Raw genomic sequence first — 22,193 nt, 5'->3', positions numbered from 1 at the left:
AATTGTTGCCGTCATAAGTGGTTGTTTGGAGTAATTGAGCGTCATGAATAAGTGGTATCGTTTAACATTGACTGGAGCTGCAATTTTTATTGCAACATCTTCTTATGCTATGGAGATGCAGACCCGTTATGTCGCCAAACCTCTTGAGTCTCATTGGAACATAATTAAGGATACCCCTCTCGAGTGTCAGTTAACTCATCCTATTCCGCATTTTGGTACGGCTCAGTTTACATCACGGGCAAGTAAAAAAATTAATCTCGATTTTGAGCTGAAGATGAACCGCCCAATGGGGAAAACACGTAATGTTACTTTAATCTCAATGCCTCCTTCCTGGCGCCCGGGAGAAAAAGCTGACAGGGTAACTGAAATCAAATTTTTTCAGCAATTCGATGGATATATTGGCGGTCAGGTTGCCTGGGCTTTATTGAGTGAGTTGGAGAAGGGAAGGTTCCCGACCTTTAGCTATCAGGCGTGGAGAAGCCGAAATGAGAGAGTGGAAGTCGCTTTGTCATCGGTTCTCTTCCAGAAAAAATACGACGAATTCAGTCAATGCATTCACCGACTATTACCGTACAGCTTTGAAGATATTTCATTTACGATATTACACTACGACCGGGATAGCCTTCAGGTAAACAAAGCCTCACAGAAGCGTCTTGCTCAGATCGCTCAGTATATCCGTTATAACCAGGACATTGATTTGGTTCTGGTATCAACTTATACCGATGGAGATGGAACAAAAAGTGAGCGGCAAAATTTATCCGAACGCCGGGCGAAAATTTTGCGTGATTACTTTAAGTCTTTAGGACTCCCTGAAAACCGGATTCAGGTTGAAGGTTATGGGAAACGACGTCCTATTGCTGATGATTCATCTCCGGTAGGAAAGGAAAAAAACCGTCGTGTAGTTATTTCTCTCGGACGAAACCGGGTATGATTTCATATTCATGATATCAAGACGTTTCCGGAGAGTGCTTTTTTAGCGCTCTCTGCTTTTTCTGATTTCGTCATAATGACTTCGTGCGTTCAGAATATCGTTAATATTCAATTCAATCCAGTTTACCAATTCTTCCAGTCTGTGGGCGACTTCAATCCCGTTTTCGGTTAGTTGATATTCAACATGAGGAGGAATAACCGGATGAGCAATACGCAGCACAAATCCATCGGCCTCTAAAGCCTGCAATGTTTGTGATAGCATCTTTTCGCTTACGCCTGAGATTTTTTTCCGCAGTTCGCTAAACCGGTGAGTGCCGTTTAATAGTGAAAATAAAACCAATACTCCCCAACGACTGGTGACATCCTGTAAAATACTGCGAGAAGGGCACTCTTTAGCCAGAACATTTCCCCGGTTGTATTTCTTCGCAAAGGAGTCATCTATCGACTCTGTTTTCTTATATTCCATGTTTTTCTCCGAAAATTGAGAAGAAAATTAATACTTACAAAAAAGTACGTACTTACAATTAGTAAGTATACGTGGCAAGCTATAGAAAATCGAGTGAAATAAAATGAAATACAGGAGAAAGAATATGATTGCAGTCACCGGTGCAACAGGTCAATTGGGACAACTTGTTATTAAACATCTGCTTAAGCATATACAGGCAGATAATATTGTTGCCTTGGCCCGGGATGTAAACAAAGCGGCACCGTTAAAAGCGTTGGGTGTTGAAGTTCGGCAGGCTGATTATTCTCAGCCTGAGACCCTTGCAACGGCATTAACGGGGGTGGAGAAGGTATTATTGATTTCTTCCAGTGAAATCGGGCAACGTTTTGTACAGCATAAGAATGTTATCGATGCCGCTAAATCGGTCGGTGTCGCTCTTATTGCGTATACCAGCCTGCTCAATGCAGAGACTTCACCGCTGGCGCTTGCTACGGAACACAACGAAACCGAAGATTATCTGAAAGAAGCGGCGGTGCCGCATGTCCTGCTGCGTAATGGCTGGTACACAGAGAATTATTTAGCCAGCATTGCTCCGGCACTGGCTAATGGTGCTTTTATTGGTTGTGCGAAAGAAGGGAAAATCAGCTCCGCGGCACGGGAAGATTATGCAGAAGCCGCTGCATTGGTTCTTGTCAGTGAAAAAGACCAAAAAGGAAAAGTGTATGAACTGTCCGGTGACGAAAGTTATTCTTTGTCAGAACTTTGCACAATAATAAGTGAAGAGTCAGGCAAAGAGATTCCATATCTTGATATGCCGGAAGCTGAGTTTGCCAAAGCACTTGAAGGTGCCGGTCTTCCTGCGCCATTTGCTGAACTTCTCGCTAATTCGGATACAGGTGCCTCTCAGGGAGGATTATTTGACGATAGTCATACACTGAGTGAACTGCTTGGCCATCCGACCACATCATTACGCGAGCTTGTCAAAGCCTCACTGTAAAAAACAAATGTCGGCCTGTCTCAGGCCGACATGTTTATAATGTTGATACTGAATTTGTCGATGTCGTGACACATTCGTTTAACTCAGTTATTTCCAAGCCCCTGACCGGCAAATTTATTTTCAATCAGTTCAATCATATAACCATCAGGGTCTTTGATAAACGCAATGTTCGTGGTGCCACCTTTAACCGGGCCCGGTTCCCGGGTTACGATGCCACCAACGGATTTCGCGTGTTCACAGGTTTTTACCAAATCATCCACGCCAATCGCAATGTGACCATAAGCATTGCCCATTTCGTATTCAGATGTTCCCCAGTTATAGGTCAGTTCGATAACGGTGCTTTCCGATTCTTCAGCGTACCCCAGAAAGGCCAGTGTGTATTTATACTCACTGTTGTCACTTTTGCGCAGTAGTTTCATGCCCATGACATCTGTATAAAAAGTAATGGAACGATCAAGATCGCCGACTCGTAGCATCGTGTGCAGAATTCTTGTATTTGACATGTTGTTGCTCCTATTCAGGGTCTGTTTTGTCTTTATATTCACATAAGTCTTCAATTATACAACTGCCACAACGCGGTTTTCTCGCAACACAGGTGTAGCGACCATGAAGAATCAGCCAGTGATGAACGTCAACTTTAAACGCTTTGGGAACCGTTTTTAACAGTTTTTGTTCCACTTCATCGACGTTTTTTCCCGTTGCAAATTTGGTCCGGTTTGACACTCGGAAAATATGCGTATCCACAGCAATGGTTGGCCATCCGAAGGCGGTGTTCAGAACAACGTTTGCTGTTTTTCTGCCTACACCGGGTAATGCTTCCAGAGCATCCCGGTTTTCCGGAACCTGACTGTTGTGATTTTTCACCAGTATTTGACAGGTTTTAATGATGTTTCCGGCTTTTGAGTTAAACAGTCCTATGGTTTTGATATAGTGTTTTACCCCTTCCACACCAAGTTCAAGCATGGCTTCCGGTGTGTTGGCGACTGGGTAGAGTTTAGCCGTGGCTTTATTGACACTGACATCGGTTGCCTGAGCTGACAATAAAACTGAGATAAGTAATTCGAATGGCGAACTCCAGATTAACTCGGTTTCCGGTTTGGGGTTGCTGGCTCTAAGCCGTTCCAGTATTTCTATGCGTTTTTGTTTATTCATTATTATATGCTGACATTAATGAGTAACATTGGTTACTCTTGCTCTCTCTATTTTGGGTTTTGCTTTTTTAGGTTTACGTTGCTCGATTTTTGTATCGATTATATTTTTTATCGCAATAAGCAATCCAACAAAAATAAATGCCCCGGGAGGTAACATTGCTAACAAAAATCCATTGTCCAGATGTAGCAGATCGATTCGTAATGATTTTGCCCAGTCTCCGAGAAGAAGGTTAGCATTATCGAAAAGTGTACCTTGACCGAGAATTTCTCGTATTCCACCCAGAATAACCAGAACGCTGGTCATACCAAGTCCCATCCAAAACCCATCTAATACTGCGGGTAGAGGTTTATTTTTTGAAGCAAATGCTTCCGCGCGGCCAATAATAATGCAGTTTGTCACTATCAGGGGAATGAATATTCCCAGAGATAAATACAGCCCGTATGCGTAGGCATTCATTAGCAACTGGACACACGTTACCAACGAGGCAATGATCATAACAAAAATAGGTATCCGGACATCTTTAGGAACGTAATTCTGAACCATTGATACGGTAAAATTTGATGCGACCAGGACAAGAAGTGTTGCAATACCGAGTCCGAGTGCATTTGTGACCGTCGATGATACAGCCAGTAATGGACATAATCCCAGAAGCTGTACCAACGCCGGGTTATTTTTCCACATCCCGTTGGACATGAGTTCTTTATATGAGCTCATTATTTTTCTCCTTCGGAACAATTAAATGGTTGAGCGTAGATATCATCCCGTTTTGCATGTACGAATTCTAGTGTGTGTTTTACCGCCTTGACCACTGCCCGGGGGGTGATGGTTGCTCCGGTAAACTGATCAAACTGCCCACCATCTTTACGTACATGCCAGGTGGATTCATTTTCAGGTGTCAGATATTTCCCTGTGAAATTCAGAATCCAGTTGGATACCCGTAAATCAATTTTATCACCTAGCCCGGGAGTTTCATTTTGCGATAAGACTCTGGTGCCGGTAATTATGCCCCGGTTGTTGATTCCGATAATGAGTTTTATTTTTCCATTATAACCATCTGGTGCAATAGATTCGATTGCCATCCCATTTATAGTGCCATCTTTTTTAGCGATATAGGCGTGCACCATAGGTGCATTTTTTAAATAAGGCAGAGAAACCAGAGTACAGGCTTTATACAAATCGTTGTTATACGCATTTTCGGGGATCACCTGACTCAGTACCGACAGAAGCTGCTTTCTTTCCTGATGGGTTATTTGGTCCTGTGTTAAATACTGGGTTATGGCAACTAAGCCAGTTGAAACACAGGCAAAAATAGCGAGAATCAGGCCGTTTTTTTTGATTGCATTTAACATTGTTCAGTGTCCATACGTTCTGGGTTTCGTGTAGTAGTCAATAAGTGGTACACCCATGTTGCCAAGTAATACCGCGAAAGCAACACCATCGGGGAAGCCTCCCCAGGTTCTGATGATAAAGATCATCACGCCAATAAACAGACCGAAAATCAATCGGCCTTTTATCGTTGTTGATGCAGTAACCGGATCCGTAGCAATAAAAAAAGCACCCAGCATGGTCGCGCCGGAAAACAGGTGAATGACAGGTGAGGAGATGGTTTCCGGGGAAAGCAAATGCCCCACAAAACTGCTGAGCACCAGCCCTGCGATCACAGTGACCGGGATGTGCCATTGAATGACTTTGAGTTTCAGCAGCACCATTCCGCCAATCAGATAAGCGATATTCACCCATTGCCATCCGATACCGGCAATAGCACCAAATTGTGGTTTTGACAGAGCGTCATGCAACGAGAGTCCGGCATGAAGTGATGTCTTAATGGTGTCCAGAGGCGTTGCCATTGTGACACCATCAACGCCAAGACGAAGTTGTTGTACAGACAGACCTGCACCATTATAACCGGTAAAGATGACCTTAATCGCATCAAGAACTGAACTGTGGTTGCTGCTTAAACTCATGGGGGGTAACCAGCTTGTCATCTGCAAAGGAAAAGCGATTAACAGCACGATATAGCCAATCATGGCGGGATTAAACGGGTTTTGTCCCAGTCCCCCATATAACTGCTTGGCGACAATGATTGCGAATAATAAACCAATGGTTATCATCCACCAGGGAGCCAGAGGGGGAATGGCGACCGCCAGAAGCCAGGCGGTAACAATCGCACTATAGTCGTTTAGCATGGAGCCTGGTGCTCGTTTTCTTAATACCGCGACGACGAATTCCATGATTAAAGCCAGTGCAATGCCAAGAATGAGCTGAACCAGAGTTCCCCATCCGAAAAAATACACTTGAGCAAGCAATCCCGGGAGCGCTGTAATGGCAACCCATTTCATGACATCGGGTGTTTTACGACGCGTATGAGTGTGGGGAGAGCTGGTAATAAAGAAAGCCACTTATTCTTTCTCCTGTAAATTTTTATTTTGCAATTGTTGAGCTTTACGGGCTTTAGCGCGGGCGACGGCCGCCGCGATGGCGGCTTTTTTAGGGTCGCTGTTAGCGGCTTTGGTCTCCGTAGCCTCTTGCTGCACTACCGAGTCAGCCGAATCGTTTTGCTGAGCTTTGCGTGCTTTTGCACGGGCGACGGCTGCCGCGATGGCGGCTTTTTTAGGGTCGCTGTCAGTGGCCTTGGTCTCCGTAGCCTCTTGCAGCGCTACCGAGTCAGCCGTCTTGTTTTGCTGAGCTTTGCGTGCTTTTGCACGGGCGACGGCTGCCGCGATAGCGGCTTTTTTAGGGTCACTGTCAGCAGCCTTGGTCTCCGTAGTCTCTTGCTGCGCTACCGAGTCAGCTGTCTTGTTTTGCTGAGTTTTACGGGCTTTTGCGCGGGCGACGGCTGCCGCGATGGCGGCTTTTTTAGGGTCACTGTCAGCGGCCTTGGTCTCCGTAGCCTCTTGCTGCGCTACCGAGTCAGCTGTCTCGTTTTGCTGAGCTTTACGGGCTTTTGCGCGGGCAACGGCAGCGGCGACAGCAGATTTTTTATCCGATGTACTTTCAGGCGCCCGTTCCTCATTGGTTTGAGCATCCTGATGCTCTTTCTCCGCCTTTCTTTCCCGGGCAATGCGTTTTCGTTCTTCTCTTTGTTTGGCTATATCTGAGTTATCCGGTATATCTGCGTTCTGAGCGTCGCTTTGTCTCGCTTTGGCTCTTGCAATGGCGGCTGCAACTGCTGGTTTATTTTGTGGTGGTGTCTGTGCAGATTTCTGTTCTTTCACCCGGGCAATCGCAGCCGCAATGGCATCCTGTCCGTTATTTTCAGCTTGTAATTGGTGGCGTCTGGTATCTGCGGCTTTTTTAAATCGGTTTGCGCGCTCGTTTTTTTCTCTTTCCAAGCGTTCTTTTCTTTCTTCGAAGCGTTCTTTTGCCCGTTCTGCTGCACTGGCTTCCTGTTGCTGGGTGCGTATTTCCGCTTTCGCTTTACGATAGTAGTGAACCAGCGGTATTTCACTAGGGCAAACATAGGCACAGGCACCGCACTCGATGCAATTTTTTAAATTCAGTTCCTTACACTTATCATATTCTTCCGCCTTTGCATGCCAGTATAATTGTTGCGGAAGGAGTGAAGCCGGACAAACCTCTGCACAGGCTCCACAGCGAATACAGGCAAGTTCATTACTTGTGGGGGCTAATTCTCTTCTTGTCGGTGCCAATATGCAGTTTGCGATTTTCGTAATGGGCACCTGTCCATGAGGCAGGCTAAATCCCATTAGTGGTCCTCCCATAATGAGACGGGGTAACCTTTTATCTTCTTTATAGCCAAACTCGTCCAGTAATGACTGTATCGGTGTTCCCAGTCTTGCCCAGACATTTTTTGGTTGTCTGAAAGCATTGCCTGTCAAAGTGACCACTCTTTGTATGAGCGGTTCGGCATCGTATATTGCCCGCTTAATGGCGTGGATAGTTCCGACATTCAAAACCATCTGACCGATATCCGTTGAGCGACCGCCATCTGGTACTTCCAGATTTGTTAACACTTTAATGAGCTGTTTAGCTGCACCTGATGGATATTTTGTGGGAATCACCCGGATAACAATATCTTCCCGTCGGGATGCCGCTTTGTCTAAAGCTTTGATGGCTTCCGGCTTGTTATCCTCGATACCAATAACGGTGAGCTTTGGAAGCAAAATGTGCTCAACAATTTCAATGCCCTGAATGATTTCGTCGGCATGTTCACGCATCAATGCATCATCTGCCGTAATATAGGGTTCACACTCGGCGGCATTAATAATGAGAACATCAATTTTAGATTGTCCGGATTCGATTTTTCTGGCTGTTGGGAAACCGGCACCACCCATCCCTGAAATCCCAGCTTGTCTGATTAGCTCAACAAGTTCTTCCGGAGAATGCTGACGATAATCGGCGATGGGTATTTGGGGCAGCCATTTATCTTCGAAATCGGGTTCAATAACAACACAAAGTTCGGATAGTCCGGACGGATGAGCCACTGTACGAGGTTCGATTGCTTTGATAATTCCCGAAGTTGGAGCATGAACCGGAACGGTAAATGCGGTATCGCATTTTGTTAGTGGTTGACCTTTTAAAACTGGCGTACCGCTTTTCACCTGTAAACGGCCAACTTTGCCTATGTGTTGTTTTAAAGGCAGTATAATTTCGTTCGGAATGCTGGCAATTTCCAGTGGCGTTTTAGTTGATTGTTTTTTGTTTTCTGGTGGGTGAATACCACCATGAAAATCCCACAGTTTGCCGGCTTTAATTTGTTCTATTAGTGACAGCATTACCCGTCCTTACTTCACGGTGTTCTGAGTGTGTTGTTCTGTATCGGTAATATTAATGACCGGAATAGTGTCCAATTGCCATTTCCAACTTTCCGGAGTCGTTTCTACCGGAATCATGTCAATACAGTTTGTCGGGCAAGGTGCAACGCATAAATTGCATCCGGTGCACTCATTTTTTATTACGGTATGGAGTGCTTTCGTACTACCTACAATGGCATCGACAGGACATGCCTGAATGCATTTTGTACATCCAATACACATATCCTCGTGAATGAAAGCAACTTTTTTTATATCTTCATCTTCCAGTTCATGGGCTGATTCAGGTTCATCCACGCCCATCAGATCAGCAAGTTTTTTTATTGCGGCCTGCCCTCCCGGAGGACATTTGTTGATGTCATCACCATTCGCTATTGCTTCAGCGTATGGACGGCAGCCGGGATAACCACACTGGCCGCATTGAGTTTGTGGAAGTATCGCGTCAATTTGATCAACGATAGGATCGCCTTTTACTTTGAATTTGACAGAAGCAAAGCCAAGAATAGCACCAAAAATTGTAGCCAGAGCAACTACGGCTATCACAGCAATTAGTATAGTAGCCATTACAATTTAACCAATCCGGTAAAGCCCATAAAAGCAAGAGACATCAAACCTGCGGTAATCATAGCGATTGATGCACCTTTGAATGGGACAGGAACATCGGCAACATTAATTCTTTCACGAAGAGAAGCAAAAAGAATGAGTACCAGTGAAAATCCAAGCGCCGCGCCAAACCCGTATATAATCGATTCGATAAAATTGTGATTCTCATTGACATTGAGTAACGCAACACCAAGAACGGCACAGTTCGTTGTGATGAGAGGTAAAAAGATACCTAAAAGTCGGTAAAGCGTCGGGCTGGTTTTATGTACGACCATTTCAGTAAACTGAACAACGACAGCTATAACCAGGATAAAACTCATCGTTCTTAAATATTCGATATTAAGAGGTTGTAAAATATAGGTCTCTATCAGGTATGAACACACTGAAGCCAAGGTCAGAACAAATGTTGTTGCCAACCCCATGCCTATTGCTGTTTCCAGCTTTTTTGATACACCCATAAAAGGGCATAACCCCAAAAATTTTACCAGGACAAAGTTGTTAACCAGAACTGTACCGACTAACAACAACATATATTCGGTCATAGTGATATAAGATTAATAATCTGAATGCTTTATTATCCCGCTTTACCTTTCTAATAACAACCAAAGAAAACTAAGGTTTTAATCAATGTTTAAAGGGGAAATAGAAAGTGAGCTTAAATGTTTGAGTGATACGATAAAAAACTTTTAATATCAATGTAATGAAAGAAAATCAGAAAAACAAACCAATACATATTTAAATACAAAACCATGCTTTATTTAAGGTTTTATGGCTGTTGAGAAAAATACATTATGAGCAGTAATTATATTAAAGTTTCTGTTGTGAATTTCTTGCTTTGTTTTTCGGGAGTCATCAAACGAAAAAACCCAGTCATTTTGACTGGGCTTTAAATTTGGCTCCCCCTGCGGGACTCGAACCTGCGACATACGGATTAACAGTCCGCCGTTCTACCAACTGAACTAAGGGGGAATTCTGAAACGCCGCGAATGTTAACCACCCAGACAATCAATGTCAATGAAAGCATGAAAAAAAATATGAAAAAAAAGTCTTTACTTTCCTGTATCCCTTATCGTTTCTTACTTAGATGCGCTTATCCACTGATTTTGTGGATAAGTGTGTTAATTACCTTTGATTAAAATATACTGAAGAAATTTTAGAGTCACTAAATTAGCTGAGTAAGGTGTTTTTATTTTATTTAAGCTATTGATTTTTAATTATTAATTTTTGATATTCACAACCATTATCATATAAAGATTAACAATAAATCTTGACATGGAATTGACAAAAACGATCACGATTGGGGAAAACCAGTGGATTAATTTGGTGCAACTTATGAGGGATTAATTAAGAAATGTCTTTTAGGGGGGAAAGATAATAGCAAAACCATTTCAGGATAGCTATAAAAAAAACAGTTAATTCAAAATAGCTTCCAGTAATGATTGAATCTTATTATTGTATACGTAGAAAATCGGGTTATTCAGATGTCAAAACGTTATCAGGATAAAACGCTTCACTTTATAAAGTTGTAAAGATAAACGGAGGTGCTATGAGCAAAAGTTTCGAACTGGTTTCGGCATATCAGCCATCAGGCGACCAGCCAACGGCTATAACAAAATTATTAGATGGTCTGGATGCCGGGCTTGCTCATCAGGTGCTGTTAGGCGTTACTGGCTCAGGTAAAACATTTACGCTGGCAAATGTCATAGCTAAAGCGCACCGGCCTACAATTCTGCTTGCACCGAATAAGACTTTGGCAGCCCAGTTGTATGGAGAAATGAAATCTTTCTTCCCAAATAATGCGGTTGAATACTTTGTTTCTTATTACGATTATTATCAGCCGGAAGCTTATGTTCCTACCACTGATACATTTATTGAAAAAGATGCCTCTGTAAATGCTCATATTGAGCAAATGCGTTTGTCGGCAACTAAAGCCTTACTTGAGAGAAAAGACGCTATTATTGTGGCTTCTGTGTCTGCTATATATGGTTTGGGTGATCCCGATTCATATCTTAAGATGATGTTACATGTCCGGCGTGGAGATGTTTATGATCAAAGAGACATATTGAGACGTCTGGCAGAACTTCAGTATACGCGTAATGACATTGGATTCGAACGGGGTCAGTTCAGAGTCCGAGGGGAGGTGATTGATATTTTTCCTGCAGAATCAGAACAAGAGGCCGTCAGGATAGAAATGTTCGATGATGAAGTGGAAAATATCAGTTTGTTTGATCCGCTGACGGGAGCGGTTAATCAGAGCAATTTACCCCGGTTTACCGTCTATCCTAAAACCCACTATGTCACGCCACGAGAGCGACTTTTAGAAGCCATTGATAAAATTCAGGATGAATTACGGAGCCGAAAACAATATTTTCTGGAAAACAATAAATTACTTGAAGAGCAAAGAATCAGTCAGAGAACTCAGTTTGATATTGAGATGATTAATGAACTGGGCTTTTGCTCCGGAATTGAGAATTATTCCCGCTATTTAAGTGGTCGAAATGAAGGTGAGCCACCACCGACATTGTTTGACTATCTTCCTCATGATGGCATGTTAATTATTGATGAATCGCATGTTACGGTTCCGCAGATTGGTGCTATGTACAAAGGTGACCGTTCCCGGAAAGAAACGTTAGTTGAATTTGGTTTCAGGTTACCATCTGCTTTGGATAACAGGCCGCTTAAGTTTGAAGAGTTTGAATCACTGGCTCCTCAGACTATTTTCGTTTCTGCTACTCCCGGCCCTTATGAATCTGAAAAAGCATCGGGTGAGATTGCGGATCAGGTTGTCAGGCCGACGGGGTTACTGGATCCTGAGCTGGAAATCCGTCCGGTATCAACTCAGGTTGATGATTTATTATCAGAAATTCATTTACGTTCAGCAAAAGATGAAAGAGTTTTAGTGACAACGTTGACTAAGCGAATGGCAGAAGATTTAACGGAATATCTGAATGAGCATGATGTCAGAGTACGTTATCTGCACTCTGATATTGATACTGTTGAGCGTGTTGAAATTATCCGGGACTTACGTTTGGGTGAGTTTGATGTATTGGTCGGTATTAACTTACTAAGAGAGGGGCTGGATATGCCAGAGGTTTCTCTGGTCGCGATTTTGGATGCAGATAAAGAGGGCTTTCTGAGGTCTGAGCGTTCGTTAATACAGACAATCGGTCGCGCTGCCCGTAATATAAATGGCAAAGCGATTCTGTATGCAGATAAAATCACCGGTTCGATGAAACGTGCTATGGATGAAACGAATCGTCGTCGCGAAAAACAGAAACAATACAACCTGGATAATGGGATTGAGCCTAAGGCATTACATCGTGATGTAAAAGATATTATGGAATTAGGTGATATAGCGAAAGCTCATGGTCGAAATCGCAAACAATCCAAAGTGGTACCATTGTCTAAAGTGGCTGAAGAAGGTGCGTCTTATGAGAGTATGTCACCTCAGGAACTGGATAAAACAATAAAAGCGCTTGAGGAACAGATGTATCAGTATGCACAAAATCTGGAATTTGAATCTGCTGCTAAAAAGCGTGATGAAATTCAGCAACTGAGAGAGCAATTTATTGTAAATAGTTAGAAAAAAGAGACTGAACAGGTAAAAAAAAAGCCAATAGAAAATCTCTATTGGCCATTATTTGTGAATAATTATTCACTAACAACGTCAGTTGGCTAGGTGACTCTTTCGAGTCATATTAAATTAAGCACAAAGCATGCCAACACATTATGTCAATAAATGTAAGAATGAGAGCTTGTTTCAAGGTTTTTCTATAAATCTATTTGCAAAATGCAACTCAAGATGCAATTATCATGCAAAACGCAATGATTCAGTCGGCTAGAAATGCAGCTTGAAAATATTCCTCAAAAAACAAAATATGTCTTGATGGTTGAAGATACTGCCTCCGTAGCAGTACTTTATCGATCTTATCTAACTCAGCTTGATATTGATATCAATATCGTTGGAACAGGGCGGGAAGCGCTGGAAAGTTTAGCTCAAAGAGAGCCGGATTTAATTCTCCTCGATCTAAGGTTACCGGATATGACCGGAATGGATGTACTCAAAGAAGTGAAGCTGCATACTCCGGACGTGCCAGTAATATTCATGACCGCACATGGTTCGATAGATACGGCTGTTCAGGCGATGCGTTATGGTGCTCAGGACTTTTTGATTAAACCCTGTGAGGCTAACCGGCTGCGCGTTACCGTGAATAATGCCATCCGTAAAGCCAGTCATATTAAAGCCCATTCTGAGAGTAGTGTAGGGCAAAACTACAAAGGATTTATCGGCAGTAGTCATACTATGCAAGCGGTTTATCGTACGATCGATTCCGCTGCGGCAAGTAAGGCAAGTATCTTCATTACCGGAGAAAGTGGAACGGGTAAAGAAGTGTGTGCGGAAGCGATTCATGCGGCAAGTAAGCGAAGTGATAAACCTTTTATAGCGATTAACTGTGCCGCAATTCCAAAAGATTTGATCGAGAGTGAACTTTTTGGTCACGTGAAAGGCGCATTTACCGGTGCTTCTACTGACAGAAAAGGGGCGGCAGAACTGGCCGATGGGGGTACTCTGTTCCTGGATGAACTCTGCGAAATGGATTTAGACTTACAGACCAAATTACTCCGGTTCATTCAGACAGGGACATTTCAGAAAGTCGGGTCATCCAAAATGAACAGTGTTGATGTCCGTTTTGTATGTGCTACAAACCGTGATCCATGGAAAGAAGTTCAGGAAGGACGTTTTCGGGAAGATTTGTATTATCGGTTGTATGTTATTCCATTGCATTTACCTCCATTAAGAGAGCGTGGTGATGATGTTATTGAGATTGCTTATTCATTGCTCGGTTTTATGGCTAAAGAAGAGGGAAAAGATTTTGTTCGTCTTGCCCCTGAAGTGATTGAACGGTTTATTCAGTACGAATGGCCTGGTAATGTCCGGCAGTTACAAAATGTGTTGCGTAATGTTGTGGTTTTAAATCATGGCAAAGAGATTATTCTTGATATGTTACCGCCACCACTTAATCAATTGAATAAAACTGACATATTAGTAAATACCGATAAAGAGTCTGATAATGATGATCAGGTGTCAATTCAGGATATATTACCATTATGGATGACGGAAAAAGCGGCTATCGAGAAAGCCATTGAAGCCTGTGATGGAAATATATCCAAAGCAGCGGGTTATCTGGATGTCAGCCCTTCCACTATTTACAGGAAATTACAGTCCTGGGATCAAAAAGAGAAGAATTAATGTTATTGAAAAATCAGAGCACTATTGAACAGTTGTCGCAAGAAATCGGGCCTGATAATGTTTCAATGCTTTTCGGAATTTTTGTGAATGAGCTTCGAGGCTATTTAGCCTTATTTGAAGAGGCGGATGAAAGTCATTTATGCCAACATTTAAAGGAAGTAAGTCACGCTTTAAAGAGTAGTGCTGCGAGTTTTGGTGCCGATGCACTGTGTTCACTGGCAGTTGATATCGATGCCCGTGTTAAAGCCGGAGAAATACTGGACTGCGACAAAGAAGTACACGATTTGGTTGCTGTTATGAAAGAAACCTATGGGGCTTATGAAGCATGCCTGTAGCACTTTCTTTTATTCATAATGTCATTGAGTGTTTCTCTTAACTTTTCTTTGTCGTGTCTCCAGCATTGCTCTTCTGAAGCAAGTTGTTTCTGGATAAATTGAGTATGTGAGGCTGCTTTGAATGGGATGTTTCCCAAAACAATATTGATATTTCTTCCACCACATGCTCTTTCACACCAGGCTATTTTTTCCTCAAAAGGCATGCTATCAGCAGGGCTGTGCTCCGGTGCCAGGTTTTGAATAAAAATCAGTACTGCATCTTTGTTTTGTGCGATAGATTTACTGATTTCTTTTAGTAACAAAGGAGGCATAACACTGGTTAGAAAACTGCCAGGTCCGAAGATAATAATGTTAGCGTGTCTGATTGCCTGAGCGGCTTCTTGTGTTGCGGGGACAAGCGGGTCAATATAAAGTTTATCCAGAGGTTCTTCATTTGAATCTATATTGATTTCACCATTTACGGTTTGTCCTGATTTTGTTATTGCGGCCAAGTTAGTGGTCTTCTCTGACATCGGTATGATGTTCACATCAATGCTTAGCAAATTGGTTATGTATTCGATTGCTTTTAGTGGGCGTACTGACAAATCATCAAGTGCTGATAGCATTAGGTTACCCAGATTATGTCCTTCTAATTCCCCGCGTTCTTTAAAGCGATATTCAAACATCTTTGATGAGACCGTAGGTTCCGTCACTAACTGATTGATACAGTTTCTGGTATCACCCCAGGCAATTCCACCTTGTTGCTGCCTTATTCTGCCCGTTGATCCACCATTGTCAGTTGTTGTTACTATTCCTGTGACATTACTACCATAATCTTTTAATGCCGAAAGAACACGACCTAAACCGTGTCCGCCACCAATTGCTACAATTTTTGGATCCATGTTAAATATCATATTTTGAAATCGATCTACCTAAGTTATAGATTAGCGTAATATTCAGAAAATAATGACAAAATGGATGAATTTCATAGAAATAATCTCTGCTCATGAGGTTTTTGGTGGAATTTTCTGCAAATTTTCCTACAAATATATTCAATCCGGTTCAAATGTTTCTCAAATAAATGTGGCAAAGTGCTTAACAGATAACATCTATAAATAAAATAGTGCTGTTCTATTTAGTAATTTGACGATTTTCGATCACAATTACACAAACGGCTTTTTAACTTGCCGCGAATAGGAGACTGTTATGGAATCACTGAAAGTAAAAGATTATATGATTCATCATCCTGTAACCTTTAAACAAAATATGTCTTTAACAGCTGCACTGGATAAGGTTATTGAGTCAGAAAGTTTAGGCGGACCGGTTGTTGATGAAGTCGGAACTTTGATTGGCTTTATTTCTGAGCACGACTTATTAGAGAAATTGGTGAAGGTAAGCTATATATGTCAGGACAGCTATATTGTTGGGGATTGTATGTCCACGAATGTCGTGTCTGTTCATCCCGATATGTTAATTATTGAGCTGGCAGAAATGATGAAAATTGGTAAGCCGAAGGTCTATCCGGTTGTTGATGATGAAAACCGTCTGGTTGGGTTGATTAACCGAAGAGCCGTTTTAAGAGCGATAAATAAGAATCTGAAGGCTTGCTTCTCTCATCAGATATAGAGTGGACAAGGATTATTTTTGTGTGATTTAGATCTCATAAACATCACATATGTTACTTTTGTTTCCTTATGAGTGTGATCTTTATAGTGTTTGTCTGTGATTTTTTACGTTAAAGTCGCCAATCATAACCAATATAAAGACACATTCAGTCTGGGAGGATAAATGTCACAAGAAGTATTTCATCTGGGTATTACAAAAGAGTTACTGGAAGGGGCTAAAGTCGCTATATTACCCGGAGACCCAGATCGGGTGGAAAAAATTGCTGCACATATGGAAGCCCCTAAACATCTTGCCCGTCATAGAGAATACAATATTTATCTCGCCAGGTTAAATGGATCACCTATTGTTGTATGCTCTACAGGAATTGGGGGTCCGTCAACTTCTATTGCCGTGGAAGAACTGGCTCAGTTAGGGGTCACGACGTTTTTGAGAGTAGGAACGACTGGCGCAATTCAGCCTGATATTTCCATTGGAGATATTATTATTACGACGGGATCTGTCAGACTGGATGGAGCAAGTCTTCATTTTGCACCCATGGAGTTTCCGGCGGTTGCGGATTACCAGGTAATGAAGGCATTTGAACAATCTGCTAATAAGATGAATTTAGTCTCTCATACCGGTATTACCGCTTCGAGTGATACATTTTATCCCGGGCAGGAACGTTACGATACTTTTTCGGGGCGGGTTGTAAAACGTTTTCAGGGCTCTTTAGAAGAGTGGCAGGAAATGGGAGTGCTTAACTTTGAGATGGAATCGGCGACATTGTTTACCATGTGCTCCAGTTCAGGGCTGCGGGCTGGTTGTGTTGCGGGTGTTATTGTTAACCGCACTCAGGCTGAGATACCGAATCATGAGGCAGCAAAAGAAGCCGAACTGAATTCGATTAAAGTAGTCATCTCGGCAGCTGAGTCATTAACGAAAACGGCTTAACTGACAAAGTGAGCATAGGCCAGGCCGCATTCTTGTAGCAGAAAACGGTAAGTGGGTGGATAGTATGCCCACCCGTTTTTACCTTATGCGGCCATCAACTTTGGGAGGGGTTGGTACAGTGTTTCGGTTAACTCCGTTAGCATATGATCATAAACATGTGCAATGCTTAAAGATATATCTGATGTCAGCTGATACATATCGTTTGCGTTAATGTTATCAAAGCTCTTATTTTCATTAACTTCAGTTAATACATCAATAGCTTTTGAACATGCTGGAGACGATATAGATAAAGGACTGATTAGTGCCAGGAGTCCCAGCTTTCTTCTTACCATTTCAGAATAACGCTGAAGTCTGGAAGTCCCTTCACTGGAGTTCATATCATCAATGCATATTCTCAACTGTGTCAGTGCATCCATTGTATCGATTATCTGCTGCCAGTTCATATGGTATTCATCACTTAGATCTTCCCGGTTAACATCTACCAGCCAGGCTAACATAACTTCATCCATCAGAAACATACAATGTCTTATTGCTTTGCCATGAATCATTTGATTTCTTGCAATACTTCTTTTTTGCCAGTCTGTAATTAATGCTTTTAGTTTTAGTTGCAACACCCGGTACATTGGTTTGCTATCCAATGGTGCCGTCGAGATCAAATGATTGGTCTTTTCCAGAAGTAGCGTCTGAAAATTCTCAAGTTCTGAGTTTTTATCTTCTTTATTTGCCAGTGCACTGTGGCTTGTGCTTCTGTGTTGTCGGCAGAGGTACAGAACTTGTCTCAGATCGATTAAAAGGTCGTATTTTTTTTGAAGAGTCGATTCACGTTGTTTTGCCAGATAGAACATAAAACCGAGTATGCCTACTGATATCAACATCGAAAAGATAACAAACATAACCAACTCCTTGCTAGTATCCATACTAATTCCTATGATGCATAGATAGTGCCAGAAAAAAACTGCTTGTATTCCAGGTTCTTAACTAATATTTAACATTTATAAAGCACCATTTTGGTGCAATAAGCATCGATGATATTTTTATTAATAATTATGATAAAAAAATCCCCAATATCGGGATATTGGGGATTTTTAGTAAATCACATGATTCTCATACCAGGTTGAGCACCTTCATGTGGTTCTAATATCCACAATTCGCTGCCGCCGGGGCCAGCTGCTAATATCATTCCCTCAGACATCCCGAACTTCATTTTCCGGGGTTTCAGGTTGGCAACCATTACCGTGTGTTTCCCCACTAAATCTTCAGGTTTGTACGCGGATTTTATGCCAGAAAATACCTGTCTTATTTCACCACCAATATCAAGTTGAAACTTCAAAAGTTTGTCTGCTTTTGGCACAGCTTCACATGAAATAATTTTTGCTACTCGTAAATCCACTTTTGCAAAATCATCAAAGCTGATTTCATCAGCAATTGGATCTTTGCTGAGCTCGGTTTCCGGCTGGCCTTTCGCTTTTTCTGCCGCCGCATCTTCCTTCGAAGCTTCAATCATGGCATCAATGTGTTTTGCCTCAATACGGCTGAACAGTGCTTTAAATTTCGTGATGTCATGATTGACCAGAGGTGTAGTGAGTGAATCCCAGGAAAGCTCCTGATTCAGAAACGCTTCACTTCGGATGGCCAGCTCAGGCATCACCGGTTTCAGGTAAGTCATTAATACTTTGAACAGGTTAATCCCGACGGAGCAGACATCCTGCAATTCCTGGTCTTTGCCTTCCTGTTTTGCGATAACCCATGGCGCTTTTTCGTCCACATATTGGTTTGCTTTATCTGCTAATGCGGTGATTTCACGAATGGCACGGCTGTATTCCCGGTTTTCGTACAACTCAGCAATACGCTCGGAGACTGCCGAAAACTCGTTGTAGAGTTCCGGTTCTGCACAGGTTTCGGATAATTTACCGTTAAAGCGTTTGGTGATAAATCCAGCGTTACGTGAAGCCAGATTGACGATTTTATTAACCACATCGGAATTAACACGTTGGGTAAAATCATCGAGATTCAAATCCAGGTCATCGATCCGGTTATTGAGTTTGGCGGCATAGTAATAACGCAGGCATTCCGGATCCAGATGGTTCAGATACGTACTGGCTTTAATAAAGGTCCCTTTGGATTTGGACATTTTGGCACCGTTAACGGTGACGTACCCATGAACAAAAACATTATTAGGTTTACGGAAGCCGGAACCTTCCAGCATCGCCGGCCAGAACAGGCTGTGGAAGTAGACGATGTCTTTACCGATAAAATGGTAAAGTTCTGCTGTGCTGTCTTTTTTCCAGTATTCGTCAAAATCGATATCATCCCGTTTGTCACACAGGTTTTTAAATGAACCCATATAACCAATCGGGGCATCCAGCCAGACATAGAAATATTTACCGGTTTCACCGGGGATTTCGAAACCGAAATAAGGGGCATCGCGGGAGATATCCCATTGTTGGAGGCCGGACTCAAACCACTCCTGCATTTTGTTTGCGGTTTCATTTTGCAGAGAGCCAGAGCGGGTCCATTCTTTCAGCATTTCTTCGAACTGAGGGAGATCGAAGAAGAAATGCTCGGAATCTTTCATGATTGGCGTGGCACCAGAGACCGCTGATTTAGGATTGATTAAATCTGTCGGGCTGTATGTTTCTCCGCAAACATCACAGTTATCGCCGTATTGGTCTTCTGACTTACATTTCGGGCATGTGCCTTTGACGAAACGATCCGGAAGAAACATCTCTTTTTCCGGATCATAGAGTTGAGAAATGGTCCGGCTTGAAATGTAGCCATTTTCTTTTAACTGAAGGTAAATGTAAGAGGACAGCTCACGGTTTTCGTCACTGTGAGTGCTGTGGAAATTATCAAAACTGATATCAAACCCGGCGAAATCCTTTTGATGTTCTTCACTGACCGAAGCTATCATTTCTTCTGGAGTAATACCCATCTGTTGAGCTTTAAGCATGATTGGCGTGCCATGCGCATCGTCAGCACAGATGAAGTTTACAGTATTGCCTCTTAGGCGTTGGTAACGAACCCAGATATCCGCCTGGATATGCTCGAGCATATGACCGAGGTGAATAGAGCCGTTTGCATACGGCAGGGCGCATGTTACCAAAATTTTTCTTGGATCAGTTGCCATACTTAATTATTCGCTTTATTTGATAGGTATAAAAATGTCTGACAATACTACCCGATGAGGCGTTTTCCGCCAAGGTTCAACAGGGGATTACCTTAAAATTTTCAGGGTTCTGTATTGCCGGAAGAGGTGATAGCATATCAGAAACGGGAGGTTGGGTATGCGACAATTTGAAACGAAAGACGATTTTATTATCTGGCTAGATGAATTTTCTCACTCATCACTGATTTCCGGATGGCCATCGACGCCTGGTGTTGTTAGTTATGAAGAGTCAACTCTTAAGATTACTATTCCTTTTGCCGCTAATTCTCTGGTGCAGGAACTGCAAATCTGGATAGAGAATCAGAAAAAAGAAGCCGGTTTTGAGTTGGAATATCGCATTAAATGCCAACCCGGTAAAATGGAAACACACCTTAATCAGTACGTTAAGGGTGTCAGGAATATTATTGCGGTCTCCTCTGCTAAAGGGGGGGTTGGCAAGTCTACGACGGCCGTTAATCTGGCGTTGGCTCTGGCACAATCGCATTCAAAAGTCGGATTGTTGGATGCGGATATTTACGGCCCGTCGGTGCCCATCATGTTAGGGCTTCAGGATGCGTCACCGGATATTGTTGAACAGAAATGGATGAAACCGGTAGAAGCCTACGGTCTCTTTACCAACTCGATTGGTTATTTGGTCAGCAGTGATGATGCCGCTATCTGGCGCGGCCCGATGGCGTCAAAAGCATTACAACAGCTTCTTAATGAAACACTCTGGCCGGATTTGGATTATCTGGTTATTGATATGCCTCCGGGTACCGGAGATATTCAGCTGACATTGGCTCAGGAAATACCGGTGACTTCTGCTGTTGTTGTCACAACACCTCAGGATTTGGCTCTGGCAGATGCCCAAAAAGGGGTTGCCATGTTTGAAAAAGTGGATGTTCCTGTTGCCGGGTTGATTGAAAATATGAGTTATCATATTTGCAGTCATTGTGGTCACCGGGAAGCGATATTTGGTACGGAAGGGGTTGAGGACCTTGCTCAGAAACATCACTTGCCTGTTTTGGCTCAGTTACCGCTTCATATCAGTATCCGTGAAGATATTGATGCCGGTTGTCCTACTGTCATTCGTCATCCAGATTCGCCCTATACGTCATTGTATGTTGAGTTGGCAGAGCGGCTGGCCAGTCAATTATTTTGGCAGGGGAATGTGAAGCCTGATGATATTCCTGTGATGACTATTTGATGTTTTCGGTTCCGGGGAATGTCATCGGTTTTATGCTGGCAGATGGTGTTCCGTAAGAAATTAATTGCTGTTTTGCGTGAAACGGAACTGGTATCGTGACCGGGTTGTTACTATAATCACGCCGCGAATTCATTCCTCATCATATAATCACTGACTGGGTGCACATACATGTCTGAAAATAATCAATGCGTCATTATCGGCATTGCTGGCGCTTCTGCTTCCGGAAAAAGCCTAATAGCGAGTACTATCTATAACGAATTACGTGCAAAAGTCGGCGATCACCAAATCGGAGTAATCACGGAAGATTGCTACTATAAAGATCAAAGTCATCTGAGTATGGAAGAACGGGTTAAGACAAACTACGATCACCCGAGTGCGCTGGACCATAATTTATTGTGTGAACACTTAGAGCAATTAATGCGTGGTGAAGCCGCTGACGTTCCTGAGTATAGTTATACAGAGCATACCCGAACCGAGAACACAATAAGAGTGACGCCAAAGAAAGTCATTATTCTTGAAGGGATTTTATTATTGACGGATCCCCGATTGAGAAACTTAATGCATGCAACTATCTTTATGGATACGCCACTGGATATCTGTTTACTGCGCCGGGTTAAACGTGATGTGGAAGACAGAGGAAGAACAATGGAATCCGTTCTGACTCAATATCAGAAAACGGTTCGTCCGATGTTTTTACAGTTTATTGAACCATCAAAACAGTATGCAGATATCATTGTGCCCCGGGGTGGAAAAAACAGAATTGCGATTGATGTTTTAAAAGCCCATATAGCAAGGCTGCTGAAATCTTAATGCGATAGATA

21 protein-coding genes and 1 tRNA gene are annotated in these 22,193 nt (G+C 42.6%); 9 read left to right on the top strand and 13 right to left on the bottom strand.

Annotated elements, in window-relative coordinates; genetic code table 11:
• The first annotated feature begins 43 nt into the window (after positions 1 to 43).
• Positions 44 to 931, top strand: a complete 888-nt coding sequence (gene motY / locus LRQ06_RS03115) for a flagellar protein MotY (RefSeq protein ID WP_232764979.1) — start codon at positions 44 to 46, stop codon at positions 929 to 931.
• Between the two features lie 42 nt (positions 932 to 973).
• Here the strand turns inward: motY and LRQ06_RS03110 are convergent, their stop codons facing one another.
• A complete protein-coding gene (locus LRQ06_RS03110) occupies positions 974 to 1,396 on the bottom strand; it encodes a winged helix-turn-helix transcriptional regulator (RefSeq protein ID WP_232764978.1) in 423 nt (140 codons plus the stop codon).
• Positions 1,397 to 1,520: 124 nt separating this feature from the next.
• Here LRQ06_RS03110 and LRQ06_RS03105 point away from each other — a divergent pair, with 124 nt between their 5' ends.
• Entirely contained in the window at positions 1,521 to 2,372 is an 852-nt protein-coding gene (locus tag LRQ06_RS03105) for an SDR family oxidoreductase (protein ID WP_232764977.1), read from the top strand.
• An 83-nt stretch (positions 2,373 to 2,455) separates the two neighbouring features.
• Here the strand turns inward: LRQ06_RS03105 and gloA are convergent, their stop codons facing one another.
• From gloA to LRQ06_RS03060, 9 genes are all read right to left on the bottom strand, one after another.
• Positions 2,456 to 2,875, bottom strand: coding sequence for a lactoylglutathione lyase (gene gloA / locus LRQ06_RS03100; protein ID WP_232764976.1), 420 nt, complete (start codon positions 2,873 to 2,875; stop codon positions 2,456 to 2,458).
• 10 nt (positions 2,876 to 2,885) lie between these two features.
• Positions 2,886 to 3,524 (bottom strand): endonuclease III, encoded by a 639-nt coding sequence (nth, locus tag LRQ06_RS03095; protein ID WP_232764975.1) that lies wholly within the window; start codon positions 3,522 to 3,524, stop codon positions 2,886 to 2,888.
• A 15-nt stretch (positions 3,525 to 3,539) separates the two neighbouring features.
• On the bottom strand, positions 3,540 to 4,238 hold the full coding sequence (locus LRQ06_RS03090) for an electron transport complex subunit E (protein WP_232764974.1): 699 nt from the start codon (positions 4,236 to 4,238) through the stop codon (positions 3,540 to 3,542).
• The gene (gene rsxG, locus LRQ06_RS03085; protein WP_232764973.1) at positions 4,238 to 4,873 is read right to left on the bottom strand and encodes an electron transport complex subunit RsxG; all 636 of its coding nucleotides are present in this window, start codon (positions 4,871 to 4,873) and stop codon (positions 4,238 to 4,240) included. Before rsxG ends, LRQ06_RS03090 begins: the two co-directional genes overlap by 1 nt.
• Positions 4,874 to 4,876: 3 nt before the next feature.
• A complete protein-coding gene (gene rsxD / locus LRQ06_RS03080) occupies positions 4,877 to 5,923 on the bottom strand; it encodes an electron transport complex subunit RsxD (RefSeq protein ID WP_232764972.1) in 1,047 nt (348 codons plus the stop codon).
• Positions 5,924 to 8,260, bottom strand: a complete 2,337-nt coding sequence (gene rsxC / locus LRQ06_RS03075; protein WP_232764971.1) for an electron transport complex subunit RsxC — start codon at positions 8,258 to 8,260, stop codon at positions 5,924 to 5,926.
• A gap of 9 nt (positions 8,261 to 8,269) precedes the next feature.
• The gene (gene rsxB, locus LRQ06_RS03070) at positions 8,270 to 8,860 is read right to left on the bottom strand and encodes an electron transport complex subunit RsxB (RefSeq protein ID WP_232764970.1); all 591 of its coding nucleotides are present in this window, start codon (positions 8,858 to 8,860) and stop codon (positions 8,270 to 8,272) included.
• Positions 8,860 to 9,441 (bottom strand): electron transport complex subunit RsxA, encoded by a 582-nt coding sequence (rsxA, locus tag LRQ06_RS03065; RefSeq protein WP_232764969.1) that lies wholly within the window; start codon positions 9,439 to 9,441, stop codon positions 8,860 to 8,862. Before rsxA ends, rsxB begins: the two co-directional genes overlap by 1 nt.
• Before the next feature lie 351 nt (positions 9,442 to 9,792).
• Positions 9,793 to 9,868, bottom strand: a tRNA-Asn gene (locus LRQ06_RS03060).
• Between the two features lie 577 nt (positions 9,869 to 10,445).
• Here LRQ06_RS03060 and uvrB point away from each other — a divergent pair.
• The 3 genes from uvrB (at position 10,446) to LRQ06_RS03045 (ending at position 14,485) form a co-directional block, all read left to right on the top strand.
• Positions 10,446 to 12,482, top strand: coding sequence for an excinuclease ABC subunit UvrB (uvrB, locus tag LRQ06_RS03055; protein ID WP_232764968.1), 2,037 nt, complete (start codon positions 10,446 to 10,448; stop codon positions 12,480 to 12,482).
• A 261-nt stretch (positions 12,483 to 12,743) separates the two neighbouring features.
• Positions 12,744 to 14,150 (top strand): quorum-sensing sigma-54 dependent transcriptional regulator LuxO, encoded by a 1,407-nt coding sequence (gene luxO / locus LRQ06_RS03050; protein WP_232764967.1) that lies wholly within the window; start codon positions 12,744 to 12,746, stop codon positions 14,148 to 14,150.
• Entirely contained in the window at positions 14,150 to 14,485 is a 336-nt protein-coding gene (locus LRQ06_RS03045) for an Hpt domain-containing protein (protein ID WP_232764966.1), read from the top strand. Before luxO ends, LRQ06_RS03045 begins: the two co-directional genes overlap by 1 nt.
• On the opposite strand, the gene LRQ06_RS03040 is transcribed toward LRQ06_RS03045, so the two are convergent.
• Positions 14,467 to 15,366: a gluconeogenesis factor YvcK family protein gene (locus LRQ06_RS03040; protein WP_232764965.1), complete on the bottom strand. Its 900-nt coding sequence runs from the start codon at positions 15,364 to 15,366 to the stop codon at positions 14,467 to 14,469. The two genes, LRQ06_RS03045 and LRQ06_RS03040, sit on opposite strands and share 19 nt — an antisense overlap.
• Before the next feature lie 304 nt (positions 15,367 to 15,670).
• Between LRQ06_RS03040 and LRQ06_RS03035 the strand changes: the two genes are divergently transcribed.
• On the top strand, positions 15,671 to 16,090 hold the full coding sequence (locus LRQ06_RS03035) for a CBS domain-containing protein (RefSeq protein ID WP_232764964.1): 420 nt from the start codon (positions 15,671 to 15,673) through the stop codon (positions 16,088 to 16,090).
• A gap of 162 nt (positions 16,091 to 16,252) precedes the next feature.
• On the top strand, positions 16,253 to 17,020 hold the full coding sequence (gene udp, locus LRQ06_RS03030; protein WP_232764963.1) for a uridine phosphorylase: 768 nt from the start codon (positions 16,253 to 16,255) through the stop codon (positions 17,018 to 17,020).
• Positions 17,021 to 17,103: 83 nt separating this feature from the next.
• Here udp and LRQ06_RS03025 read toward each other — a convergent pair whose 3' ends face one another.
• Together LRQ06_RS03025 and metG are read right to left on the bottom strand one after the other, a co-directional pair.
• Positions 17,104 to 17,913 carry a hypothetical protein gene (locus tag LRQ06_RS03025; RefSeq protein WP_232765463.1) on the bottom strand — a complete coding sequence of 270 codons (810 nt, stop codon included), beginning with the start codon at positions 17,911 to 17,913 and terminating at the stop codon, positions 17,104 to 17,106.
• A 200-nt stretch (positions 17,914 to 18,113) separates the two neighbouring features.
• Positions 18,114 to 20,147, bottom strand: coding sequence for a methionine--tRNA ligase (gene metG / locus LRQ06_RS03020; protein WP_232764962.1), 2,034 nt, complete (start codon positions 20,145 to 20,147; stop codon positions 18,114 to 18,116).
• A gap of 157 nt (positions 20,148 to 20,304) precedes the next feature.
• Between metG and apbC the strand changes: the two genes are divergently transcribed.
• Together apbC and udk are read left to right on the top strand one after the other, a co-directional pair.
• The gene (gene apbC / locus LRQ06_RS03015) at positions 20,305 to 21,372 is read left to right on the top strand and encodes an iron-sulfur cluster carrier protein ApbC (protein WP_232764961.1); all 1,068 of its coding nucleotides are present in this window, start codon (positions 20,305 to 20,307) and stop codon (positions 21,370 to 21,372) included.
• 168 nt (positions 21,373 to 21,540) lie between these two features.
• A complete protein-coding gene (gene udk, locus LRQ06_RS03010; protein ID WP_232764960.1) occupies positions 21,541 to 22,182 on the top strand; it encodes a uridine kinase in 642 nt (213 codons plus the stop codon).
• Positions 22,183 to 22,193 lie beyond the last annotated feature (11 nt).

This window comes from Vibrio salinus (assembly GCF_021272385.1).
GTDB lineage: Bacteria > Pseudomonadota > Gammaproteobacteria > Enterobacterales > Vibrionaceae > Vibrio > Vibrio salinus.
Note: the sequence above shows the minus strand (reverse complement) of the source record. Positions and strands in the feature narration are given on the sequence as shown.